General features: G+C 68.1%; 18 protein-coding genes. 8 read left to right on the top strand and 10 right to left on the bottom strand.

Annotation, left to right across the window (positions count from 1 at the left end; translation table 11 throughout):
• Window positions 1–13 precede the first annotated feature (13 nt).
• Both EV643_RS29415 and EV643_RS29410 read left to right on the top strand, forming a co-directional pair.
• Window positions 14–955: a ferredoxin family protein gene (locus EV643_RS29415; RefSeq protein WP_238165880.1), complete on the top strand. Its 942-nt coding sequence runs from the start codon at window positions 14–16 to the stop codon at window positions 953–955.
• The gene (locus EV643_RS29410; RefSeq protein ID WP_370452402.1) at window positions 952–1,611 is read left to right on the top strand and encodes a beta-class carbonic anhydrase; all 660 of its coding nucleotides are present in this window, start codon (window positions 952–954) and stop codon (window positions 1,609–1,611) included. The genes EV643_RS29415 and EV643_RS29410 overlap by 4 nt, the downstream gene beginning before the upstream one ends.
• A gap of 177 nt (window positions 1,612–1,788) precedes the next feature.
• Here the strand turns inward: EV643_RS29410 and EV643_RS29405 are convergent, their stop codons facing one another.
• Complete coding sequence (locus EV643_RS29405) at window positions 1,789–2,598, bottom strand: carbonic anhydrase (RefSeq protein WP_133803409.1); 810 nt, start codon at window positions 2,596–2,598, stop codon at window positions 1,789–1,791.
• A 199-nt stretch (window positions 2,599–2,797) separates the two neighbouring features.
• Between EV643_RS29405 and EV643_RS29400 the strand changes: the two genes are divergently transcribed.
• Window positions 2,798–4,093 (top strand): pyroglutamyl-peptidase I, encoded by a 1,296-nt coding sequence (locus EV643_RS29400; RefSeq protein ID WP_133803408.1) that lies wholly within the window; start codon window positions 2,798–2,800, stop codon window positions 4,091–4,093.
• Here EV643_RS29400 and EV643_RS29395 read toward each other — a convergent pair.
• The 6 genes from EV643_RS29395 to EV643_RS29370 form a co-directional block, all read right to left on the bottom strand.
• Window positions 4,073–5,395: a Gfo/Idh/MocA family oxidoreductase gene (locus tag EV643_RS29395; RefSeq protein ID WP_133803407.1), complete on the bottom strand. Its 1,323-nt coding sequence runs from the start codon at window positions 5,393–5,395 to the stop codon at window positions 4,073–4,075. The genes EV643_RS29400 and EV643_RS29395 overlap by 21 nt on opposite strands.
• Window positions 5,396–5,427: 32 nt before the next feature.
• Window positions 5,428–6,282, bottom strand: coding sequence for a carbohydrate ABC transporter permease (locus EV643_RS29390; RefSeq protein WP_133803406.1), 855 nt, complete (start codon window positions 6,280–6,282; stop codon window positions 5,428–5,430).
• Window positions 6,283–6,290: 8 nt separating this feature from the next.
• Window positions 6,291–7,292 (bottom strand): carbohydrate ABC transporter permease, encoded by a 1,002-nt coding sequence (locus tag EV643_RS29385; protein ID WP_133803405.1) that lies wholly within the window; start codon window positions 7,290–7,292, stop codon window positions 6,291–6,293.
• Between the two features lie 5 nt (window positions 7,293–7,297).
• Window positions 7,298–8,776 carry an ABC transporter substrate-binding protein gene (locus EV643_RS29380; protein WP_166665621.1) on the bottom strand — a complete coding sequence of 493 codons (1,479 nt, stop codon included), beginning with the start codon at window positions 8,774–8,776 and terminating at the stop codon, window positions 7,298–7,300.
• A 3-nt stretch (window positions 8,777–8,779) separates the two neighbouring features.
• Complete coding sequence (locus EV643_RS29375; protein ID WP_238165879.1) at window positions 8,780–12,388, bottom strand: endo-1,4-beta-xylanase; 3,609 nt, start codon at window positions 12,386–12,388, stop codon at window positions 8,780–8,782.
• 182 nt (window positions 12,389–12,570) lie between these two features.
• Entirely contained in the window at window positions 12,571–13,689 is a 1,119-nt protein-coding gene (locus tag EV643_RS29370) for a LacI family DNA-binding transcriptional regulator (RefSeq protein WP_133803404.1), read from the bottom strand.
• Between the two features lie 292 nt (window positions 13,690–13,981).
• Here EV643_RS29370 and EV643_RS29365 point away from each other — a divergent pair, with 292 nt between their 5' ends.
• Window positions 13,982–15,961, top strand: coding sequence for an MGH1-like glycoside hydrolase domain-containing protein (locus EV643_RS29365; protein WP_133803403.1), 1,980 nt, complete (start codon window positions 13,982–13,984; stop codon window positions 15,959–15,961).
• A gap of 4 nt (window positions 15,962–15,965) precedes the next feature.
• Here the strand turns inward: EV643_RS29365 and EV643_RS29360 are convergent, their stop codons facing one another.
• The gene (locus EV643_RS29360) at window positions 15,966–18,050 is read right to left on the bottom strand and encodes a DNA gyrase/topoisomerase IV subunit B (RefSeq protein WP_133803402.1); all 2,085 of its coding nucleotides are present in this window, start codon (window positions 18,048–18,050) and stop codon (window positions 15,966–15,968) included.
• A 461-nt stretch (window positions 18,051–18,511) separates the two neighbouring features.
• Between EV643_RS29360 and EV643_RS29355 the strand changes: the two genes are divergently transcribed.
• Window positions 18,512–18,757 (top strand): DUF7455 domain-containing protein, encoded by a 246-nt coding sequence (locus tag EV643_RS29355; protein ID WP_370452401.1) that lies wholly within the window; start codon window positions 18,512–18,514, stop codon window positions 18,755–18,757.
• Between the two features lie 106 nt (window positions 18,758–18,863).
• Here EV643_RS29355 and EV643_RS29350 read toward each other — a convergent pair whose 3' ends face one another.
• Window positions 18,864–20,339 carry an aminotransferase-like domain-containing protein gene (locus tag EV643_RS29350; RefSeq protein ID WP_202869806.1) on the bottom strand — a complete coding sequence of 492 codons (1,476 nt, stop codon included), beginning with the start codon at window positions 20,337–20,339 and terminating at the stop codon, window positions 18,864–18,866.
• Window positions 20,340–20,549: 210 nt separating this feature from the next.
• Between EV643_RS29350 and EV643_RS29345 the strand changes: the two genes are divergently transcribed.
• Window positions 20,550–21,065: a LysE family translocator gene (locus tag EV643_RS29345; protein ID WP_238165878.1), complete on the top strand. Its 516-nt coding sequence runs from the start codon at window positions 20,550–20,552 to the stop codon at window positions 21,063–21,065.
• On the opposite strand, the gene EV643_RS29340 is transcribed toward EV643_RS29345, so the two are convergent.
• Window positions 21,059–23,074 carry an amylo-alpha-1,6-glucosidase gene (locus EV643_RS29340; protein ID WP_133803399.1) on the bottom strand — a complete coding sequence of 672 codons (2,016 nt, stop codon included), beginning with the start codon at window positions 23,072–23,074 and terminating at the stop codon, window positions 21,059–21,061. The genes EV643_RS29345 and EV643_RS29340 overlap by 7 nt on opposite strands.
• A 42-nt stretch (window positions 23,075–23,116) precedes the next feature.
• Here EV643_RS29340 and EV643_RS29335 point away from each other — a divergent pair, with 42 nt between their 5' ends.
• Both EV643_RS29335 and EV643_RS29330 read left to right on the top strand, forming a co-directional pair.
• Entirely contained in the window at window positions 23,117–23,602 is a 486-nt protein-coding gene (locus EV643_RS29335; RefSeq protein WP_133803398.1) for a DUF456 domain-containing protein, read from the top strand.
• 119 nt (window positions 23,603–23,721) lie between these two features.
• Window positions 23,722–24,267, top strand: a complete 546-nt coding sequence (locus EV643_RS29330; protein WP_133803397.1) for a hypothetical protein — start codon at window positions 23,722–23,724, stop codon at window positions 24,265–24,267.
• Window positions 24,268–24,284: the final 17 nt, after the last annotated feature.

Raw genomic sequence — 24,284 nt, 5'->3', positions numbered from 1 at the left:
TACCGTGATCCGTGTGACTGCGAGAACCGCCGCCCTCGACAGCGCCGGGCTCTGCTCGGCGATCTGCCGAGAGCTGGACGAACCGATGCCGGGGACGGCCGTTGTGGCCGCCGGCTGGGTCGTCGTGGAACAACCCGGGCCCTGGGGCCGCAAAGCGCCGACCCAGAGCCACCTCGATCCCGATTTCGGCGCCAAGATCGATGCCGACTGCAAGAAGGTGGATCTGCGCTTCGGGCTGATCCGCTCCCCCGGCAAGCACGCCGACGCCGTACCGCGCGCCCATCAGGTGTACGTCGCGAGCACCGCGCCCGGCCGGACGTGGTTACTCGGCGGCTGCGTCGACGAACCGGCCGCGCTTGCCTCGTTGGACCTCGACGCGGTCAGCCGGGGCGATCTGGACGCCGTACGGGCGTCGTTGCCTGAGCTGTCGCCGGTCACCCAGCCGGTCCTGCTGATCTGTACGAACGGCAAGCGCGACGAGTGCTGCGCCTTGTTCGGGCGTCCCCTGGTCACGGCGATGGCGGCCGTCGCTCCCGGACGCGTCTGGGAGTCGAGCCACCTCAGCGGGCACCGGTTCTCACCGACCGCGGCCCTGCTGCCCGCCGGGACCCTGCACGGCCGGCTCACCGTCGAGTCGGCCACCGCCGTCCTCGCCGCGGCCGATCGCGGTGAGACAGTCATCGACACGCTGCGCGGCCGGAGCACCTGGACCAAGCGCGGCCAGGTCGCCGACATCGCCGTCCGCGACCTCAGCGGCGAGGTCGCGCTGGAGGCGCTCAGCGTCATCGCGGAGGACCTCGAGACGGTCACCGTCCGGCACACCGACGGCCGGACCTGGATCGTCGACGTCGCCGCCGAACCCGCCGACCCGCCCCGTCCGGAGTCCTGCGGAAAGGAACCCTACGACATGTCGATCCTGCGTGCCGGTACCGTCCGTTCCGGAGCCCACCGATGACCAGAACCCCAGTCGACAACCACGAGGCCGGTGACCTGGCGGCCGAGGGCGTTGAGCCCGGCGGGCCAGCGGCCGAGGGCGTTGAGCCCGGCGGGTTCGAGGCCGAGGGTGTTGAGCCCGGCGGGTTCGAGGCCGGTGAGTTCGGGGCCGGTGAGCTCGAGGCTGGTGGGTTCGAGGACCTGCTGGCGGCCAACGCGGAGTACGCGAAGAGCTTCGCCTACAGCGGTTTCGACGGGATCGCCCATGCCGGTATCGGCGTGGTCACCTGTATGGACTCGCGGATCCCGCCGCTGGAGATGCTCGGCCTCAAACCGGGTGATGCCAAAGTACTGCGCAGCGCGGGCGGCCGGGTCACCGAGATCACCATGACCGGGCTCGTCCTCGGCGTACAGCTGCTCGGGGTCCGCCGGATCATGGTGATCCCGCACACCCGTTGCGCGATGGCCGCGATGTCCGAGGACGAGATGCGCGCCAAGGTCGAACGCGCCGCCGGGAAGCCGGCCGGGTACCTCCCGCTGGCCGTCATCCCCGACCAGCTGAAGGCACTCCGCCGCGACGTCGCCGCCGTCCGCGAACACCCGCTGATCGGCGACGACATCCTCGTCGGCGGCTTCATGTACGACGTAGACACCGGCCGCCTAACCCAAATCACCTAACCCAGCCGCCCGCCGTACCGCCCGCCGAACACCCCGCCCGCCCCGGCCACATCTCAGAGGCTAGCCTCTCAGCTTGATGGTTACCCCCTGAGAATCCGAGGGGGCAACCATTCATCTCGGAGGCTAGCCTCTGAGATGCCGCTTGGTCGGGGGCTGGTGGGCCCGTGAGATGACCGGCTAGCTGGGGTTGAGGGTTACCTTGCCGGTGTCGAGTTCGTAGTAGGCGCCTACGAGTCTGACCTTGCCGGACTTTTCCAACGGGCCTAGCACGGTGGACTTGCGGAGTTGCGCGAGTACGAGGTCGACGTTGGCGTGTACGGCGTTGTCCAGGCGGTCCCCGCTCTTCCCCTTGACCTGACGGACGGCCGGCGCGAGCGCGTCGACGAGGTACCCGATCTCGCCTGCCTCCGCCTCGGTCCGCTGCGCGTCGAGTGCCTTGATGGTCGCGGTGAGAGCGCCGCACCGTTGATGCCCGAGCACCATCAGCAGCGGCGTGCCGAGTTCGGCGACCCCGAACTCCAGGCTCGCCGTCACCGAGTGGTCCAGCACCTCACCGGCGCTGCGTACGACGACCAGGTCGCCAAGTCCCTGGTCGAAGACGAGCTCGATCGGCACCCGCGAGTCAACACAACCGAGCACGGTGGCGAACGGATGCTGTCCCTTGCTCACGGCAACCCGGCGCTCCTCCCCTTCGTCGACTTCCTCGCTCCGGTTCGCCACGAACCGCTGGTTCCCCTCGACCAATCGCTGTAGCGCTTCCTTGCCGTTGGCAACCGGCGGCTGAATCGTGGGGGCGGCCGCGGGGCGCGCGGAGCCGGGCGTAGAGTGCGCTACCGGTGTTCCGGCGGCGCTGTCATCGGCCGCACAGGCGGTCAGAGCCGCCGCGCCCAGACCGGCGCCGAGCGTGCTGCTCAGCGTCGTGGTCAGGAAGCGGCGACGTGTCGTGGGTCGTCGGCCGGAGGCCTGTCGGACAGTGGTCTGCTGCATAGTGGCTGGTTGCATAAGGGCTTGTCGGACGTTCGCTTGTCGGGTTGGGGCTTGGCGGGTGGTCAAGTTTCTGCTCCTCACGAGATCCGGCCTGGGTGCAGACCGCATATCCGAAGGTAACCCCTTGCATACTGTCTGCAACACCGGGGTCGTGTTTGAATCTCTCGGCTGCCCGTTAGGGATCTGATAGGAAACCCTTATGAGACTCCGCCCAAGCTCACTCTCCCGCTCCCTGCTGGTCGGCGCCCTCGCGTTGACGACCGTGCTCACCTCCGCCCAGGCCCCCGCTCTCGCCGCTCCGGTCCGGACCGGCTGCTTCGATCCGGCCGTCATCGGGACCGTCGAGGAGCAGCGCCTCGACAACGGCATCGCCGGCGGCCCGTCCGTCCCGGCCGAGATCCTGGCCCGCTCCGGCTTCGACAAACACGTCGAGGTCTTCACCAACGTGCTGTGCAACCTGCCCAACCGCTTGGCCGCCCAAGCCGCCGTACGGGCTCAAGGCGAAGCCCTCTGGCGCGCCGCGACCCACCGCGCCCAACACCCGCAACTAGCGCCGGCACTCCCGCCGACCGACGACCGCGGCCTCTACTGGGCCCGGATCTCGATGGCCCTCGCCCTGCGCCAGTGGCAACCAGGCTTCAACCTCAGTACGACGGACCGCGCCGAACTGATCCGCACCCTCGAGTACTCCTCCCGCGGCATCACCAGCACCCGCTTCTCCCCCGGCGTCAAGAAGATCGTGGTGACCGGCTTCGACCCGTTCACGCTCGACGCGGACATCCGGATCGGCAACCCGTCCGGCGCCAGCGCGCTCTCCCTCGACGGTCAGCGCTGGCAGCTCGGCGGGACGACGTACGAGATCCAGACTGTCGTGTTCCCGGTCCGGTACACCGACTTCGACGAGAACATGGTGGAGAACGCACTCGCCCCGCACTACCGGCCCGGACCGCAGCACGCCGACATGGTGATGACCGCAAGCCAGGGCCGCGTCGGCATCTTCGACCTGGAGGTGTTCAACGGGCGCCGTCGGTCGGTCAGCTCGATCGGTGACAACAACAACCTCTGGGGTGGCGGCACGCAGAGCGCACCCGTGGTGTCGCCGAGCATGCCGCCCGGTCCCGAGTGGCTGACCGCGAGCCTCCCGACCGCGCGCATGGCGCAGGCGGACGTCACGCCGTTCCGCACCCGGGTGAACACGTCGGTGCTGGAGATCCCCGCCGGTCAGACCGTCCCGGTGCGGCAGCCGCTCGGGCCGACGCCAGGGTCGATCGCGTCGGAGGGCGCCGGCGGCGGCTACCTCTCCAATGAGGTTGCCTACCGCAACACCTTGCAGCGGGATCTGCTCGACCCGCTGATGCCGGCCGGCCACCTGCACGTCCCGGTGCTGCAGTTCGACGCCGCCAACAAGACCGAGATCACCGACCCGACGTACGAGGCCAACCGCGACGCCATCGTCCGCGGCGTCCACTCCGTACTACGAACCGCCCTCGGATAGGTCCAACAGGTCGGCCGTGCGAACCGGCTGACCTGTTGCGAAGGACCGGTTCGCGGCCAGGCCGGTCACCAACGCCAGGGCCGCCTCCCGGGCATCGGCCACGTCGGCACCATGCGTCGGGTCGTCGTCCAGGAGTGCGGCGAGAACCCTGACGTCCGCGCCACCGTGACCGGCGTGGTCGTGGTCGACCGTGTGGTCGACCGGAGGCGCCCACAACGGCCGGACCGTGATCCTGGTCCGGCCGGCCGTCGGCGCGGCCAGGTCGCCGTGTACCGCGCCCCGCGCAGACTCGACCCGTTGGTGCGGCATGGTCCAGGTGGACTCCTCGACCTCGAGCTCCAGCCGGCCACGATCCCCGTTGAACATGACCCGATACCCCTCGGCCGGCGAGTACGCCGTGAGGTGGTACGTCATCGAGGCGCCGGTGTCGTATCCCACCAACAAAGCCATGTCGTCCTCGATAGAGACCCCGGGCGCGAACACGTTGCGATCCCGGTAGTAGCCGTCCTCGGCTTCCGCGTCCAGGTACAACTCGCGCAAGGTCGCGTTGTCCGCCAGGTGCAGCGCGAACGGATCGTCCAGTGCCTCGGCCGATCCGTTGGCCCGCTCGTACGTCCGGGCGTAGCCATGACGGCGACCGGCCTCAGGACCGTAGAAGCACAGTCGACCCTGGCCGTAGACCACCCGTGGTTCGGCTCCCAGCCACCAGTTGACCAGGTCGAAGTGATGGCTCGCCTTGTGCACCATCAGACCACCCGAGTTCGCCTTGTCGCGGTGCCAGCGACGGAAGTAGTCCGCGCCGTGCGACACGTCGAGCAGCCATTCGAAGTGCACCGATTGAACCGACCCGATGGCACCCGAAGCGAGCAACTCGCGAACCCTGCGATGCACCGGATTGAAGCGATAGTTGTAGGCCACCGACAACTCACCACCCGTCTCCCGGACGGCGTCGAGAATCCGCTGTGCCTTGACCTCGTCGGTGGTCATCGGCTTCTCACTGATCACCCGTACGCCGGCCCGCAGCGCCGCCTCGATGTATCCGTTGTGGGTCGCGTCGACGCTCGTCACCACCAGCAGCTCGACGCGCTCGACCCGGAGCATCTCCTCGAACCGCGTAGGCGGCCACAGGTGCGCGGCAGGCCGCCCAGCCGATACCAGCATCCGGTTGTGGAAAGCCATCCTTACCGGGTTCGGGTCGCAGAGTGCCACCAGTTGGTAGGCGTCGCGCTTGGCGAGCCCCTCGGTGAACAGCTGGGCGCGGTTGCCGGTGCCGACGATCGCGGCCCGGACCGGGGTGGACATTCATTGCCTCCAAGGGGTGGTTGCTCGACCCGTCACTGCTTCACCGCGCCGGCCAGGCCGTTGACGAAGAACCGCTGCAGGAGCAGGAAGAGCGCGATGATCGGGGCGAGGGTGATGACGGTGCCGGCACACAACAGCGTCCACTCGGTGGAGTTCTCCCCGATGAACGCGTACATGCCGATCGCCAGCGTGCGCAGCTCGGGCCGGCCGAGGGTGAAGACCAGCGGGATGAAGAAGCTGTTCCAGGCCGTGATCGCGGTGAACAGGCCGACCGTCGCGAGCATCGGGCCGGACAACGGGAGCATGATCCGCGCGAAGGTCTGATGGAAGTTCGCACCGTCGACCAGAGCCGCGTCCTCCAGTTCCCGGTCGATGGCCATGAAGTAGCCCATGAACAAGAACGTGCCGAACACGACCCCGCCGGACGCCTGCACGATGATGACCGACCACAGGCTGTTCAGCAGGTGCAGCCGCTGCATCAGGTCGAACACCGGGATGATCGTGTAGCCGTGCGGCAGGAACAGCGTCGCCGACACCAGTCCCAGGCAGAACCCGCGGCCCGGGAACCGTGTCCGGGCCAGCACGTAACCGGCCATCGAGGTGACCACCAACGTGACCAGGACGGTTCCGATCGTGATCAGCAGCGTGTTCAGGAAGTACTGGCCGAACGACGCCTCGCGCCACGCGTCCAGGTAGTTGGCCCAGAGGAAGTGCGACGGGAGGGGGCTGAGACCGCGGCCGAAGAACTCGTCGTCGCTCTTCAGCGAACTGCCCAGCGCCCAGAACAAGGGGTACAGCCAGGCCAGTCCGCCGATCAGCAAGGCGGCATGGGTGAGCAGCGCGACAGCCCGTCGGCGGCCGCGGTACCCGACCGAGATCGTTGCCATTGGCACCCCTAACCTTGCCGTCCGGTGCTGGTCCCGCGGCGCTTCGCCAGGGAGCGCAGGACCAGTACCTGGACGATCGAGAAGACGATGAGCAGCAGCCCGTAGATGAACGACGCGGCCGAGGCCAGGCCGATGTCGGGCTGGACCGCGTTGGCGTTACTGCCGCCGAACGCGAGGTGGTAGATGTAGGTGTTGACGACCTCGGTGGAGAAGTACGGTCCGCCGCTGGTCAGCACCTGAACGAGGTCGAAGATCTGGAAGGTGCCGATCACCGCGAGCACCACGATGACCACCCCGACAGCCCGCAGCATCGGTACCGTGATGTAGCGGAACATGGCCAGCCGCCCGGCCCCATCCAGCCGGGCAGCCTCGTAGAGCTCCTCCGGGATGGTCTGCAGTCCGGCCAGGAAGTAAACCAAGTTGTAGCCGAAGGTGTGCCAGATCCCGACCAGGATGATGATCGCCATCGCGAAGTTCGGGTCACCCAGCCAGTCGATGTGCTGATCGATCAGGTGCAGGTCCAGCAGCACCGAGTTGATCGAGTCGCCGAAGTTCGACACCAGCAACTGGATGACCACACCGATCACCGCGGCCGACGTGACCACCGGCAGGAAGAAGAGTGTGCGGTAGAACGATGCGAAGCGGAGCCGCCGGTTGTTCAGCACCAAGGCCAACGCGAGCGCCAGTACGAGTTGCACGGGCACCACGACTGCGGCGTACACGAAGGTGTGTCCGAGCGATCGCCAGAAGATGCTGTCGTTCACGATCTGCCGGAAGTTGTCCAGCCCAACGAAGTTGGACGGGTCACCGATCCCGTTCCACCGGTAGAACGTGTACCCCAGCGACGCGATGATCGGATACACGATGAACGCCAGCAGAAGCACCATCATCGGCGCCAGGTAGACATACGACCAGAGATAGGTACGCCGTCGCGCCCGCCGGCGGGCGGTCGGGCTGGCTGCCCGCGGTGGGCCGGACGTACCGGTCCCGTCGCGGACAGCCGTGGTCATCACCATCAGGCGCCCGGCTTGGTGGTGTACGCCTTGGTCAGATCCCAGTCGGCGAAGGCGAAATCGGTCAGGCTCGCCCCGGCTCCCACCGCCTTCACCGCGTCGGCCAGCGCCTGGTTCATCTTGTCCGTCAGCGAGGTCAGCGCACCCTGGACGTCCTTGATCTGGCCGGTGTACACCCCGGCCAGGACGTCGTTGATGTCCGGCTTGACCGCGGCCAGCTCCAGCTTCGTCAGCTCGGGGTTCCGGATGGTGGGCTGCGGTCCGACCACGGCGGTGCCCGCGAGCGCGACGTACTGCGCGAAGGGGGCGAAGGTGACGCCCTTCGGATCGTTGTTCTCCTGATAGACCGACAGTCCCTGGCCCTGCTCGACCCAGCGCTTGCCGGCCTCCCGGCTGTACAGCCAGTCGAACCAGGCCCAGGCCTCGTCTGCGTGCTTCGACTTCGAGGACACGGCGACGAACTTCCCACCGGGCGGACCGTAGAACAGCGCCTTCGGGGTACCGCTCGGCGAGGGCAGGGTGACCAGGCTGTAGTCGGTGAACTTGTGCTTGGTCCACTCCGGCTGGTTCCAGACGCCGCCGATGGTCATCCCGAACCGGCCCCGCTCGAAGAAGGCCCGGGCCTGTTCGTCGTTGATGCTCATCGAGTTGGGGTAGAACCAGCCCTTGTTCTTCCACTCCATCAGCAGATTGATCACGTCGAGGTAGTTCCGGTCGGTGCCGAACGTCCACTTGCCGACCCGGTAGTCCATCCCGTCGATCCCGCCGACGGCCGCACCACCGGGCGACCCGGCACCCCGGACGAACAGGTCGAGCCACCAGGCCAGCGACGTGTTCGTCGAGTTGCCGAAGCCGAACGCCGACACCTTGCCGCCGCTCTTCGAGGTGATCGCTTCCGCCGCCCGGCTGACGTCGTCCCAGGTCTTCGGCAGCAGCACGCTGCCGTCCGGGTTGGTCAGGCCGGCGTCCTTGAAGACCCCGTGGTGGATGTAGAGCTGCAGCGACGGCGCCGGAGCCGCGAAGGGCGCCGTGTAGACCTTGCCGTCGAAGACGTCGACACCCTCGACGAAACTGTTCTGCGGGAACCGCGACTGCCAGGACTTCGTCGCCCACTTGTCCACCGGCAGCAGCCAGTCCTGCGAGACCTGCTGGGTCAGCGGCGGGTTCTTGGGGACCATCAGGATGTCCGGCGGGTTGTTACTGCGGTAGGCCAGTGAGACCAGATCGGCGTACTTGTCGCTCACCTGGGTGGTCTTCTTGACGGCGATCCCGTTGTTGGCCTGCTGGAACAGCTTGATCTCGTTGTCGACCCAGCCGGCCTGGCTGGCGTACCAGTCCCAGTAGGTGATCGTGACCGCCGCCTTCGACCCCGGGTTGTCGGAGTCCGACGAACAGCTACTGAGCGCGCTGCCGACCGCGCTTGCGCCGGCCAGGGCTGCCGCGCCTCGCAGCAGCGACCGTCGAGAGATGGATGATGACATGGGTTACCTCCGATGAGATGCGGCAGCTGCGGCGCCGCAGGCCGGCGTGGTGGACGATGCGATCTGGGTGACTGAGCCGAGCCGCCAGGTGAGTGAGCTGCCGTTCCAGGTGACAGCGACTCGGCGCGGCCGCTGGTAGGGCAGGAACGAAACGGTCTGGCCGCGGTCGGACGGTCCGGGGTTGAAGGCGTTGTCGCTGCCGATCGGCACCGGGATGTAGTAGTCGTTCGCGTTCGAGTAGCCGAAATACGCGGTGTAGGTGTTGTCGAACGAGTTCCGCACGACACAGGCCGCGGTCGGCTGGACCGGGTTGAAGGCGGTCTGTTCGATCCCGGCCGGTTGCAGTGCCGCGTCGTCGACGTACAGGTTGTCGGTGGTCGGCGTACTGACGACCCACTCGGCCTTGGTGAGAGCGCCGGTCCAGCTGACCGGAACGTTGTTCGCGGCAACCTTCGTCCAGCCGGACGCGTTCACCGCTGCCGAGGCCAGCGGGACGAACGTGACGCTCCCGTCGGACTTCGTGAGCTTGAGCCGTACCTGCGCCGTACTCGACCCGGCCGCAAGCCGAACCCAGGCGGACGTCTTGTACGACGCACCGTTCGTGACCGTCACGACCTGAGCCGGCCCGACGTCGGCTGCCCGCCCGCTCGCCAGAACGGAGCTCGCGCCGAGGTGCATCTGGGCAGTGGTGCCTTGTACGACGCACGGTGTGGCGCACGTCCAGTTGTCGGCGGACTGCTCGGCATCGCCGTTGATCAACAGATCGCGGCCGGCCACTGTCTTGGCCATCGGCGCGAACGACGCGTCGTCGACCAGCAGGTTGGTGGTCCCGGTCGTCGTACTGATCCACCACTCGGCCTTGGTAAAGGTGCCGGTCCAGGCGACCTTGACGTTGGACGCGGAGATCCGGGTCCAGCCGGTACTGCTCACCGGCGCCGTGCCGAACCTCACCGTCGTGGATCCGGTCGACGTGGTGACCTTGACGCTGACCATCGCGGTGTCGGTCCCGCTCGTCCCAGCGAGTCTCACCCACGCCGACGAGTCGTACAGGCCACCGTTCACCACCGAGACACCCTGCGCCGGCCCTGCCCACGCGGCACCCCGGGCCGTCACCGACAGGTCGCCGGAGCCGGTGTGCGGAGTGGTCGACGCGTTCTTGAGCGTGCACGTCCCCAGGCAGTACCAGCCCGTCGTATTCGACTGGTTCTCGAGCGTCCCGTTCCCCAGGACCGAAGGCGTCGGCAGGTACGGCGTCATCGCCGGTGGAGCCTGGGCCGGTGGCGGCGTACCGTCCGTCGGGGTGATGGCGATGTCGTCGAGCGTGCACTCCGCCGAGGTCGGATTGGGGTTGGACCAGGCGAACACCTGGGTCCACTTCGTCCCGGCCGGTGGGGTGAAGGCGGCCAGTTTCTGCGTGTACGCGCGTTCGTCGGCGTAGCTGAGCTCGTACTGGAAGGACGGGGCGCCGACGGTGGATCCGCCGCGCACGCCGATGTAGCACTGGGTGCCGCCGCCCGAGAGCCTGCCCCAACCGGACAGCAGGTAGCTCGTACCAGTGGTGAGACCGGTGATGTTCTGAGTCACTCCCGACCCCGGGCTGAGGGACAGCGCGGAGTGTCCGCTGTGCGCGTTCAACGCAGTCCCCGGTCCGGTACCGAGCGGGGTCCAGCCACGGTTGCCACTCTCGAAGTCGCCGTCGCCCACCGGGTTCGGCTGCTCCGTCCGTACGGTCGTGGCGTTGCCGTCGATGATCACCTTCGCGGAGGCGCCGGCCGTCGTGGGCATCGGCACCTTCACCTGCTTGGAGATGCCGTTCACCGTCACCGTGACCAGGTAGTCGCCGAGGAATCCACGGGTGCCGAAGGTCCCGGCGGCGTTGGTCTGCCCGGAGACGCTGGTGTGCCACTGCCGCTTGATCAGGTCCTCCCAGACCAGCCCGTTCGGCTTGGGCGACCAGTCCGCGTTGTAGAGCGCGACCCTGGGGTTGTAGATGTTGTTCGCCCAGATGCCGAAGTTGCTGATCTGGTTGACGTTCGGATTCGAGAACATCACCGTCATGAAGTCGCGGGTGTAGTCCGCCTGCAGTTGCAGGTCGTCGGTGTCGACGTCGAACTCCGTGATCGCCGCCTTCACCCCGAGCCCGGCGAACTGGTCGACGATCGTCATCAGGTCGTCGGGTGAGGTCAGCTGCAGCCCGTTGAAGTGGCTCTCGAACCCGATCAGGTCGATCGGTGCGCCGGAGGCCTTCAGCGACTGGACGATGCCGTAGACGTGGTCACGGTGCCGCTTCTCCCAGCCGTTGTTCTCCAGCAGCCCGTAATCGTTGAGCGCAAGCGGTACCGTCGGGTCGGCCTGGTCCGCGAGCTGGAACCACGAGGCGATCTCGTTCGGGCCGAGGATGTCCTGCAGGCTGTGCTCGGAGTACGGCTCGTTCACCACGTCCCACTCGTCGACGAGCCCCTTGAGCGTTGTCGCTTCGTCGGTGATGTGATTGTTCACCCGGGCCCGGAGTGCGGCCGGATCGTTCTGCAGCGTGACCAGATCCGGCGGCATGTACCCCCACGACGGCCAGATCAGGGTGTGGCCGCGGACCCGCAGACCGCGTTCCCGCATCCACTGCAGGGCCGGCATCGTGATCGTGTCCCGCTCGACCTGGTTCTCCCAGTGGTTGCTCCACTTCAGGTTGTTGCCCAGGGCCCCTTGATTGAACAGCGTGGAGACCTTGCTCTGGTACTGCGCCAGGTCGCTCGCGCTGATCCCGCTCGACGGGTCCCCGATCAACCGCGCGCCGTCGGAGGCAGCGCCGAACTTGAAGGCACTGGTCTGCTGTACGGCGGACACCGTCGCGCCGCTGACCGGCTGACCCTCCGTGTTGACGACGGACAGGGCCAGATTCCCCTTGCGGTACTGGTCGATCCGGGCATTCGCCGCGGTCCGCCAAGCGGCGTTCGCGTCGCGTCCTTCGTAGGTGATCTGGGGATAACCGGCCGGCGTCCCCGGGCCCCAGTCCTGCACCGACACACCGGCGATCTGGAACTTCTGCGCGCCGTACCCGAGCCAGAGGTTCAGGTGCGCCGCCGTCGTCGTACCGGCCGTGTACGTCACCGCGGCCCGGAACGGGAACTCGAACTTCTGCCACGTAGAGCCGTAGAGCAACGCGGCGTTCATCGACTTCTTGTACGGGCTGCCGTCGGTCTCGAAAACCAGGTGGGCGTTGCCGGTGGAGCTTCCGGCGATCGGCTCGATCACGCGAGCCCAGACGTTGGCGACCATTGCGTCCCCGGCAGTCACGGTCGCCGCGGCCGGTACGCCGAGGGTGATCTCGTACTCGCCGTCCAGCCCGGGGCTCTGCGGGCCGTTCGGGACCGTGACCTCCAGCGCCTCAGTGAAGTCGGGGTTGCCAGTGATCGGTACCAGTTCGGTCGAGTCGGTCGGCAAGTTCTTGAACTGGGTGAAGTTGGCCAGCGGATCGGCCGGCAACACCTCGAACGGCGTCGCGTCGGCTCTCGCGGGGAGCTGGGTCAAGAGCGCGGCCAGGACTGCCAGGGCCGTGCAGACAGCGGTTCGTCGGATGGGTTTCGGGCGGGTGCTGAGTCTCGAGAAGGGCCTCATGATCCGGATTCCTTCAAACTGGCACGCGGCAGGGCAGGCTCTGCCCACCAACCGGTCCACCAGGGGCCGTCGGAGTGCGGAGTCCTCGGCGGGACTGCCGGATGCGCGGTGATGGCGGCGCCGGTCCGGCGCCAAGGAGTCGTGTGCTCGGTCGGGAGGGCGGACCTCGACCCAGGGGCGGATCAGGCCTTGGTGGTCTGTGACCTGCCGCGCCGGGAGCGGGTCACGGGCACCGGCCCGCAACTCGCCCTGACGATCAGGCTGGTCGGCATGGACAGGCGGACCGGATCCGGCGAGACCCGCTCGCGGTTCAGTTCGCCCGAGTTCTCGTTCGCGTTCTCGTGGTTCGCGTTCTCGTCGTTCGCGCGGATGGCGGTGAGCAGCAGGTCCGCGGCCCGCTTCCCCATCTCCACGAACGGCTGCTGGATGGTGGTCAGCGGCGGCCGGATCTGAGCGGCGGACTCGATGTCGTCGAACCCGATCACCGACACGTCCTCCGGCACCCGCAGGCCCGCCTCGGACGCCGCCGTCATCACCGCGTACGCCGTCACGTCGGAGTGCGCGAAGACCGCGGTCGGCCGCTCGTCCGCGGGCATGGCGAACAGCTCGCGCGACCTGGCCTTGATCTGGTCCGGGACGAAGTCGCCCGGCTTGGTGAGCTCCGGGTCGGGCTGGATGCCGGCCGAGCGGAGCGCGTCCAGGTAGCCGCGGTACCGGTCCTGGCAGCACCGGTACTCCATCCGGCCCTGCATACAGGCGATCCGCTCGTGACCCAGTTGCAGCAGGTGGTCCATCGCCGTCAGCGCGCCTTCGTAGTTGTCCGCGGTGACCGACGGCAGGGCGACCTCGGAGCCGATGGTGTTCACCAGAACCACCGGCATGCCGTCCTGATGCAGCTGGACGAGCGGCTCCAGCGGCTGCTCATGACTGACGACGAGCAGCCCCGACGACATGCTGGAGGTGAGGATCCGGTCGATCAGCGGCCCGTAGTCGCGGTCGTTGGTCGCCGTGTAGAGGATGATGTCGAACCCGGTCCGCTCGGTCACCGCGGCGACGCCGATGTTGATCGAGGCAACCATGTGCCAGGACAGCCCGGGCACGATCATGCCGATCAGCCGGGTACTGCCCTTGGCCAGAGCGGTCGCCGCGAAGCTCGGCACGTAGTTGTGCCGCCGGATCACCGCGAGCACGTGACGCCGGGTGGCCGGATCGACCTTGGGGCTGTTGTTCAGCACGAGCGAGACAGTGGACTTCGAGAGGCCGGACAGCGCCGCGATGTCACGGATCGTCAGTTTCGCCACGCCGCCCACCTCCTTGGTCCGGGTTGCCGTTGGACTGGTCCAACGGCGTTCTCCGGAACGTAACAGCGGCCCAGCCGAACGTCAATATCCAACGTTTACATGGCTTCACGGCTGTCAGCCATTGCGCTCACCCAGGCTTCATGTCAACATCGCTCGCAGTGTTGGACCGGTCCAGCACACGTGATCCCGCTCCCCCGAACCCGATCGCCCTGACCCGATCGCCCTGACCCGATCGCCCTGACCCGATGGTCCCGACCTGCTCGCCCGGACCCGCTCGCCCGGAAGGCCTCCGATGCCGCCCTACTCGCTCGCCGATCTCGACTTCGACCTGCTTCGCGCCGTACCGCCTGCCGAGCTCTGGGTCGGCAGCGGCACCGGCACAGTCACCCCACTGCCGGGCACCGTCTGCGGAGTGGGCGGCTGGTTCGCTCCCCCACAGGCCGCACCAGACAGCCGCCTGACGATCTCGTTCGACCTCGACGGCCGCCGGGTCGCCGACGGCGGACCGCCAGGCGCCGGCGATCGCGGTCTGCTCGCCGCCGGCGGCACCTGGCGACCGGACCGCCTCGTGCGTCACGGCACCTACCACCAGTACGGCAGTGGCGGGCTGGTCTCCGTCGCCGTCCAGAGCACCCTCACACCGCGACACAACTCCCCCGGCTACGTCCTCGCCATCACGATTCGCAACCGCACCGACCGGCCCCTCCCGATCACCGTGCATCCAAGGTTGTCGTCGACGAGAACCCACCACGTACCGCTCTCGGATTGGGGTTGGGTTCCGCCCGGACCCGGTACGAACGGCGACGGCATCACGGTCGTCGACAGCGGACTGTCGGCCACACTCGCCCCAAGCGGCGAAGCCACCTTCGTCCTAGGCGTCCAGACCGATCGCGAGATCGGAGACCCGGCGACCGATGCCGAGCAGACCACCCGCCGCTGGGAGGACCTGGCCACCCAGGCACTCGCCCAGGTGCCAGTCCTGACCAGCGACATCCCCGGCCTCGAGCAGTACTACCGCCGCTCGCTGGCGAGCGGCCTCGTCTGCTGGTGGGACGATCCGTCCTTCATCACCAATCCCTTCATCGCCACCTCCGGCCTCGACGGTGGTGCGCTCTGCGCCTACGCATGGGACACCGGCGGCTACGCCCCCAACCTGCTCAGCCTGATGCTCGGCGACCAGGTGGTGGACGTGATCGAGGCGATGCTCCGCGCCGACCTCGCCCAGCACTACGCCATCGCACCGGACGGAACCGGCCTCGGCGTCGCCTACGCCTACAGCGGCTGGTCGCTCGTCGCCCTCTCCCGTGCAGCCGCCGCCGAGCGGCACCTGGCCAGCAAGCTGATCACCCGCCTGTACGACGTACTGTCCGACCTCGACCAGCAGTTCCCCCCGGACGACCAAACCGGAGTGCTGCGCGATTACGGCGATCAACACAATCTGCTCGAGATGCGTGGAGCCGGGTGGGAGCACGTCGTCGCCAGCCCCAACGCCGAGCGAGCGTGGTCACTCGACGCCCTCGCCGAACTCTCGGAGGCGACAGGTGCCGCCCTGCCGGTCGCCAAGCTCCGCGAATCTGCCGACCGGATCCGGAGCGAGGTGATCCGCCAACTCTGGGACGACCAGGCCGGCTGGTTTCGCAGCCGCTATCCCGACGGACACACCGAGCTGGCGTATTCGATCCAGGCCTTCGACGTACTCCGCTCCGGCGCTTGTCCACCCGAGGTCGCCACCGCGCTGATCAAGCAGATCCGGCCGGGGTCCTTCCTGGGCGACTACGGGGTGAGCAGTGTCAGCGCCGAGGACGACCGGCACTACGAGACCGGTGACATCGACTGGTCCGGCGCTGGCGCCTACACTGGCGAGGCACCGCAGCTCGCGCTCACCCTGTGGGAGCGCGGCGAGTCGGAGCTCGCCTGGGACGTGCTGCGCCGCGTGCTCTGGATGGGCGACCACTACCCGTACTTCCCACAAGACCACTACTGCGACAAACCGGGTGCACCCGCATCCGGCCGACGAGCCAACGTGATCGCCGGTCTCACCGGGGCCGAGGCGATCCTGTACGGACTGGCGGGCCTGCGCCCCCAACCCGACGGCTCCCTGCTGATCCGGCCCCAACCGCTCCCGGCCGGCACCGTCGAACTCCGCGGCCTGCTCTTCCGCGGCCGGACGATCGACATCGTCATCTCACCCGACCGCCACCAGGTAACCGCCGATGGCCACGCACTCACCCCCGGACCGGGCGGCCAGGTCCTGGCCGTCCCGCCCAGGTAAGACCTCAGACGTCGATGCGGTTCTCGTCCAGGTCGTAGGCGCCCTGGACGATGAACTCCTTGCGCGGGGCCACGTCGTTGCCCATCAGCAGGTCGAACACGTTCGCCGCGGCCTCGCCGTCGTCGACCGTGATCCGGCGCAACGTCCGGTGCCGCGGGTCCATCGTGGTCTCCGCCAACTGGTCGGCGTCCATCTCACCGAGACCCTTGTAGCGCTGCGGGGGCTCCTTCCAGCGGACGCCCTTCTTCATCAGCTCGGCCGTCTTCCGCTGATGTTCGGCGTCGCTGTAGGTGTAGACGTACTTGTCCTGCCCCTTCTTCGGGTTCGTCAGTTCGAAGCGGTGCAGCGGCGGGACGGCGGTGTACACCCGGCCGGCGTCGACCAGCGGCCGCATGTACCGGAAGAACAGCGTCGCCAGCAGGCAGCGGATGTGCGCGCCGTCGGAGTCGGCGTCCGCCATGAAAATGATCTTGCCGTAGCGGACCTGCTCCAGATCGAAGGTCCGGCCGGAGCCGGCGCCGACCACCTGGATGATCGAGGCGCACTCGACGTTCTTCAGCATGTCGCCGACCGACGCCTTCTGCACGTTCAGGATCTTGCCGCGGATCGGCAGCAGCGCCTGGAACTCCGAGTTCCGGGCCAGTTTCGCGGTGCCGAGGGCCGAATCACCCTCGACGATGAACAGCTCCGACCGGTCCACATCGTTGCTACGGCAGTCCGCCAATTTGGCCGGCAGCGCGGACGACTCCAGCGCCGTCTTGCGCCGTTGCAGCTCCCGGTGCTGTCGTGCGGCCACCCGAGTCCGGGAGGCAGCGACGACCTTCTCCAGTACTGCGCGGGCCTGCGCCTTGTGCTCGCGTTTGGTCGAGGTTAGAAAGGACTCGAGCTCGCTCTGGACCACCTTCGCCACGATCCGCGAAGCGGCCGGCGTACCGAGCACTTCCTTGGTCTGGCCGTCGAACTGCGGCTCGGCCAGCCGGACCGTCACCACCGAGGTGAGGCCTTCCAGCACGTCGTCCTTGATGATCTCCTCACCGTTCTTCAGCAGCCTGGTGCTGCCCAGCACGGTGGTGAACGCCTTCGACACGGCCCGCTCGAACCCGGCCACGTGGGTGCCGCCCTTGGGCGTGGCCACGATGTTCACGAACGACCGCAGCTCGGTCTCGTACCCATCGCCCCAGCGGACCGCGATGTCGACGTCCAGGTCGCGCTCGACGTCGGTCGGGGTCATGTGCCCGGCATCGTCCAGCATCGGCACGGTCTCGCTGAAGTGCCCCGTCCCGGTCAGCCGGACCACGTCGGTGACCGGCTGGTCGGTGGCGAGGAACTCGCAGAACTCGCTGATCCCGCCGTCGTGCTTGAACGTCTCCTCGGTCACTTCGTCGCCGCGCTCGTCCCGCACCACCAGCGCGAGGCCGGGCACCAGGAACGACGTCTGCCGGGCCCGGGTGACGAGCTCGTCGTAGTTGAAGGCCGCGTCCCGGGTGAAGACCTGCCGGTCCGCCCAGTACCGGATCCGGGTGCCGGTGACGCCCTTCTTGGCCCGGCCCTTCTTCCGCAGCCCCTTGGCCGGCGTGAACGACGCGTTCGCACCCTCGGTGTCGAACTCGCCGGCCACCCCGCGCCGGAACGACGTGGTCCAGACCACTCCGCCGCGATCGACCTCGACATCGAGCCGGGCCGACAACGCGTTCACCACCGAGGCGCCGACACCGTGCAGACCACCGGAGGCGTTGTACGACCCGCCGCCGAACTTGCCGCCGGCGTGCAACTTGGTGAAGACCACCTCGACACCGCTGAGCTTCGTCTTCGGCTCGACGTCGACCGGAATACCGCGGGCCTGGTCCCGGACCTCGACCGATCCGTCCTTGTGCAGCACGACATCGATCCGCTCGCCGTGTCCGGCCAGGGCCTCGTCCACCGCGTTGTCGATGATCTCCCACAGGCAGTGCATCAGACCGCGGCTGTCGGTCGAGCCGATGTACATCCCCGGCCGCTTACGGACCGCCTCGAGGCCCTCGAGGACCAGCAGGTGACGGGCGTTGTACGTCGGGTCGAGCTCGGTACTGCGAGGCGTCGGGGCGGCCACTGGGCTCCTTCACTGGTTCACAAGCAGACATCGAGCGGCAGCCATGGCCACCGCACTCCCACAGCCTACGCAGCCGCACCCCCAATTCGTGGCAGGCGGGCCGCTTCCGGACAGCGTGGTGCTCCGGTTTTGGTGTGCGCGGCATCATGGCCGGGTACTGAAGAAACGCGACGGGATCCGTGCCAGGAAAGGTGTTTCGGCAGATATCGATCTGGACTCGATCCGGCCGTGTTTCGACACTCCGAATCGGCGCACACAGTGAGCATCCGATGGCGCACAGTGAAAGAGGACACGCCCGACACCCACCGGAAACACGAGATCACCCGAATCCGAAACGATTCCCCGTCAATATGCGTCATAAGGGAACAGGTGGTTCGTCTCACATTCGGACACGCTGCACCTACCGGGAAGCGATCCGCATGTCAGGATGTTGCTATCTGGTGAGTACGGAACTAGATGAGATGAGGCCTCAAGTGACTACAGCACTCGCCCCGAGTTCGACCCTGTCGGCTGCGGACCGTTGTGACCGCTGCGGCGCGCAGGCCTACGTCCGTGTAACCCTGACCAGCGGTGGGGAGCTACTCTTCTGCGCCCACCACGGCCGGGAACACTCGGAGAAGCTGCGCAACATCGCGATCACCATCCACGACGAGACAGGCCGGCTCGACGCCGCTCCGGCCGTCTCAGCAGCGGAGGACGAGCAGTAACCCCGGCCTCATAGCGCCGAGGACGGCGCACCCAAGCAGATCTTAATCGATGGCGGTCACCCGATCCGGGTGGCCGCCGTCCGTCATTCAGACCATCGGCCGTCATTCAGACCATCGGTACGCCGGGCGCCGGTCCGTGCCGGCGGAACTCCTGCCACGCGCGCGCCAACCGGCCGACCGCATCGTCCAGTACTTCCGCCGAGTAGGCGAACGGTATCCGCAAGTAGTCGTCGTGTTCCCCGGTCGGATCCATCGCCCGCCCGGGAACGAGTTCCACCCCATGCCGGAGGGCGATCTGGGCGAACACCCGGGCATCGGTCCCGGGCAACCGCACCCACAACGCCGACCCACCTTCGGGCACTTCCCACGTCCATTCGGGCAGCTGTTCGGTCAGCAACTGGCCGATGTGCGCACGTCTCGCGGTGGCCAGTCTCCCCCGGTCTGCGGTGACCTCCGGCAGCCTCGGCAGCAACCGCGCGGTCAGGGCCTGATCGATGATCGGGCTGCCCAGATCGGCCAGCGCCTTGTGCCGGGCGAGCCGCTCCGCCAGCGGTCGCGGCGCCCTCACCCAGCCGATCCGCAATCCACCCCACACGGCTTTCGACACCGAGCCGATCGTCAGCACCTCGGCCTTGGCCGGCGCGAAGGCGGCCAGCGGCGGCGGGATTTCCGGTCCGGCCGGATCCCAGGTGGAATACGCGTTGTCCTCGACCACGATCACGCCGTACTTTGCGGCCAGCTCCCCGACCTGCCGGCGGCGTACGGCGGACATCAATCGTCCGGTCGGGTTGTGGAACGTCGGCATCACGAAGAGCATGGCCGGCTGGTGTTCCTTCAACGCCGCCTCGAGCAGGTCCGGGCGGATGCCCGCATCATCCAGCGGTACGCCGACCACCCGTCCACCGGCCGCGCCAAAGAGGTCGAAGCACCCCGGCCAACTGGGCTGCTCGATCACGACGGCGGCCCCGGTCCGCAGGTACATATGGGTCGCCAGCGCGATCGCCTGATGCGCGCCACTGGTCACCACGATCTCGTCCGGACTCGTCGGCAGTCCGCCCTCGTCGAAGTGGTCCGCGATGCGTTCCCGTAGTACCTGCAGACCGCGCGGGTGGTAGCCGACGTCCTGCAGGAGGGCGGGCAGGTCGGTCCGCGCCAGCTCCGCGAGTTCGTCGGCGAGCTCCGGGATGCCGGGATCGACGGCGTAGGTCATCGCGATCACCTCGCCGAGACCGACCGTGATCCGGTGGAACAGCGACTCGCCGTACCCGGGCGGCATCCGCTTGTCCGCCGTCGACCGCCCACGGCTCGCGGACCGGGCCACCGTCGTACCGCTTCCGCGCCGGCTCTCCACGAGCCCCCGAGCCCTGAGTTCGTCGTACGCCGCGACGACAGTGCTGCGGCTGATCGCCAGCGCCTCCGCGAGCCAGCGTTCGGCCGGGAGGCGGGCGCCGACGGGCAGGTCGGCCGAGCCGATCAGCGCGGCGAGCTCGTCGGCCAGGCGGCGGTACAGCCCGCCGGATCGGCCGGTCAGCTTGCGGCCGATCAGCTCCGCCAGCACGGCCGGGTCACCAGAACGGTCCACTTGTCCCCTCATTGGCTCGGGTGGATGCGATCCAATTTCGTCAGGCTAGCTGGTGAAAGCAGTCCACTTCGAGTGCGGAGGTTGTTGGGATGGGGATCGGGCAGGCTCTCGGGTTCGCCGGGGCGACGGTGGTTCTGGTCGGGATGCCCGGGCCGAACAACCTGTACATCTCCCTGCGCAGCCTCGCGCAGGGCCGTCGGGCGGGCGTGGGTGTCGGCCGTCGCGGTGGAAACCGGGACCATCGTCTACGTCATCGTCGCGGCCCTCGGGCTGGTCGCTGTCGTACAGGCGTCGCCGGTCGTCTTCGCCGTGATCTCGCTCGCGGGTGCGGTGTATCTGGCCTGGCTCGGCGTGAAGACCTTGCGGTCGAAGTCGTCGTACGGGTTGGGCAACCCACGGGTGGAACCGCTCGGCCGGGTGTTCCGGGAAGGCGTGCTGGTCAATCTGCTCAACCCGAAGACCGCGCTGTTCTTCCTGGCGTTCCTGCCCCAGTTCACCACTCGCGGCGGCGGGTCGGACCAGGTCCGCAACGAGATGCTCCTGCTCGGGCTCGCGGTGGTCGTGATCGCGCTCGCGTTGGACCTCTCCTACGCACTCGGCGCAGACGCGATCGGCCGGCGGTACAGGTCAACGCGCGGCCGGCGTACGGGCGGCTGGCAGCGTTACATGGTCGGTGGGATCTACCTATGCATCGCCGCCTTCGCCGCCCTCACGGCCTTTCACTGAACCGTTAGTGTGCCGTCCTCCCACGTCACCGAGAGGGTCCGCTCGCCGATCTTGATGCCGCTCAGCTCTAGCCGGCGCCACGGGAACGGATCGGCCGGCGTGATGTCGAGCAGACCGTTGGGGACATCCGGTGAGATCCCGAGCGCGGCCACCACCACCGCGACGGCCGACGCCGCGGCCCACGCCTGTGGTCGGCAGGACAGCGGATAAGGCGTCGGGCTGTTCTCCACGCCGGCCCCCGCCCCGCCGTACAGCTCGGGCAGCCGGTAGGCGAACCCTTCGGCCGCGTTCAACAGCCCTTGCGCGTACTTCGTCGCGGTGGCGACCTGGCCGGCCGCGTACATGCCTTGGACGGCCATCGCGGTGTCGTGCGGCCAGACGCTGCCGGTGTGGTAGCCGAGCGGGTTGAAGCCGGTCGTTGCCGAGGACAACGTTCGCATCCCGAACCCGCTGTCCAGGTGCTCGTCGGCCAGCAGGGCGGCGACCTTCGCTTCCTCATCCGGGTCGAGCAGGCCGGTGCCGAGGAGGTGGCTCATGTTCGAAGCAGGTCCGGCGACCGGGCGTTTGTCACCGTCCAACGCGATCGCGGGGTAGCCGTCGACCCAGAAGGTGGCGCGGAAGCGTTCCTTCATCGCGGCTGCCCAGTCGAGCCAGTAGTCGGCTCCGTCCAGGTCGAAGGCGGTCAGCAATTCCGCGCCGGCGATCGCCGCGGCGTACGCGTAACCCTGGACCTCGCAGAGGGCGATCGGTGCGGTCGCCAGTGTGCCGTCGGGCCACTGAACGGAGTCGACGGAGTCCTTCCAGCCTTGGTTGGCCAAGCCGTGACCCGACTCGTCGATGTACTCGAGGAAGCCGTCGCCGTCCGGGTCCGCGTAGTCCTTGATCCAGCCGAGCGCTCCCTGCAGTGCGGGCAGCAGCTCCTGGACCTCGTCACGCGGCATGCCCCAGCGCCAGGCCTTGTGGAGCGTGGTGATCCACAGTTGGGTCGCGTCGTGCGTGCCGTAGTACGCGGCCGGGAGGACCAGGCCGCTGCCGTGATCGGCGACCTCCGCGCGAAGCTCATGCGGGATCTTCCCCGGTTGCTCGGCCGCGCCCGGATCGACCTTGGTGCCCTGCCGCCGGGCCAGTGCCCGCAGCGTCCCGGCCGCGAGCCCCGGGTCCACCGGGATCAGCATGGCCGAGGAGATCAGCGAGTCTCGGCCGAAGAGAGTCAAGTACCACGGCGGTCCGGCTCCGAGGTACCGCTCCCCCGCGTCATCCGGCCCCCGGTCGGCCGCGAGGGTGAGGCCGGCGACGTCGTCCAGCGATCTGCGCACCCAGCGGGCGAGCCGGGCGTCGTCACAGTCGACCGTGACGTCGGCGTAGGTCAGCCGGTCGGCGGGTGGCTCGATGGAGAACCCTTCGGTCGCCGGGAAGGTGGCACCGATCGTGATCGAGATCGTCGCCTCCTGGCCGGGATCGACCCGCAGACTCCAGGCTGCCTCCCCTGGTGCCTTGCCGTCGGCGGTCGGCGCGGGATCGAAGACAGCGCTCACTCTGGTGCCGGCAGAGTCGTTCCAGTGGAAGCCGCTGCCGTCCCGGGTGGGTTCGAGATCGGGCAACTCTTCGGCGGCCTCGCTGCGGACCGCGGCGGTGCCCGCGAGGTCGGTGCCCAGGGCAACTACTAGGGTGCCCTCGACGGTCGTCTGGGAGCGGTTAACCAGGGTGATCCGCTCGCGCAGGCCGGACCCGTCCAGCTCGCGGATCCGGTGCAGGGTCACCGTCGGGTCGTGGCCGGAGCCGCCGAGGCCGCCCACGACCGCGGCGTACGAGCTGGTCCAGGCGCTCGGTTCGTCGACGTGGATCGGGACCGGTTCGCGCCCGTCGACGGTGATGGACAGTCTGGACAGGATCCGGCGGTCGCGGGCGTAAACCCCTTCGGCGCCGGAGCCGGTCAGCTGGCCCGACCGGGGAGACAACACCACCCAGGGAGCGGCGATCGCGGTGACCAGTTCGTGCAAGTAGGGCATGTGTCCACCCTAAGCCGACCGTTTTACGGCAGAGTTGGCGCGGTGAACAGTGTGGCGACGTTCCTGGTCGGGGTGGCGATCTTCGTCGGCATCCTCGGCATCGTGGTCCCGGTGCTGCCCGGCGCGTTGCTGAGCCTGGCGGCGATCCTGATCTGGGCGCTGGAGGTGCAGAGCGCGACCGGCTGGACGGTGCTGGCGGCCGCCGTGGTGCTGATCGGTGCCAGCCAGGTGGTCAAGTACATCGTCCCCGAGCGCCGGCTGCGCGAATCGGGGGTGCCACGACGATCGATGTTCGTCGGCGTGGTGCTCGGGATCGTCGGGTTCTTCCTGATCCCGGTGGTCGGCATGTTCGTCGGGTTCCCGATCGGCGTGTACGTGTCCGAGCGGCAGCGCATCGGCAACCACGACGAGGCCTGGACCTCCACCAAGCACGCGCTCCGCGCCACCGGGCTGTCCGTCCTGATCGAGTTCATCGGTACGTCGCTGGCGGCCGCCGTCTGGCTCGTCGCGGTGCTGTTCCTCGTCTGAGTCCTCAGGATTCTTAGGCAGTTGCCAGGTTGGTGGGAGGTCTGCTTCAGCTCCCGGCGTGATGGTGGGGAGACCAGTACCAGGGGAGGCCTGGTACGCAGTACGGGAGGCAGTTCAGCATGGCGTCGATCCAGAAACTCACCGACAAGCCCTGGCGGTTGGCCGGCACCGCCGCGGCGGTGATCGTCACCACCACAGCGGGCGGAGTCGCCTGGGCCACCACCAGCGCCGACCCGTCCCCTTCCCCATCGGCCTCACCCTCAGCCTCGCCGTCCACGCCTGGTGAGCAGAGCGGTCCAGGCAAGGGGTTCGGCCGGCACGGCGACATGGGCATGTTCGGCGGCGGCGCGTTGCACGGCGAGTTCACGGTGGAGAAGGAAGGCGGCGGCTACCAGACCGTCGCCACCCAGCGAGGCGAGGTCACCGCGGTCAGCAAGGAGTCGATCACGGTGAAGAGCGCGGACGGCTACACGAAGGAGTACACGCTGACCGAGGACACCCTGGTGAACGCGGCCCGCGACGGTATCGACGACGTGAAGACCGGCAACCAGGTGATGGTGTCGGCGATCGTGGCCGACGGCAAGGCGACCGCGACCAGTGTCAACGACGGCACCGTCCGCGACGCGGCCCGGGAGAAGTGGGGGTTCAAGCGCGGTCCGCGATGACACTCACAGCCGATTGC

Origin of the sequence: Kribbella caucasensis (assembly GCF_004361855.1) — a bacterium.
In the GTDB taxonomy this organism is placed as follows: domain Bacteria; phylum Actinomycetota; class Actinomycetes; order Propionibacteriales; family Kribbellaceae; genus Kribbella; species Kribbella caucasensis.
Note: the sequence above shows the minus strand (reverse complement) of the source record. Positions and strands in the feature narration are given on the sequence as shown.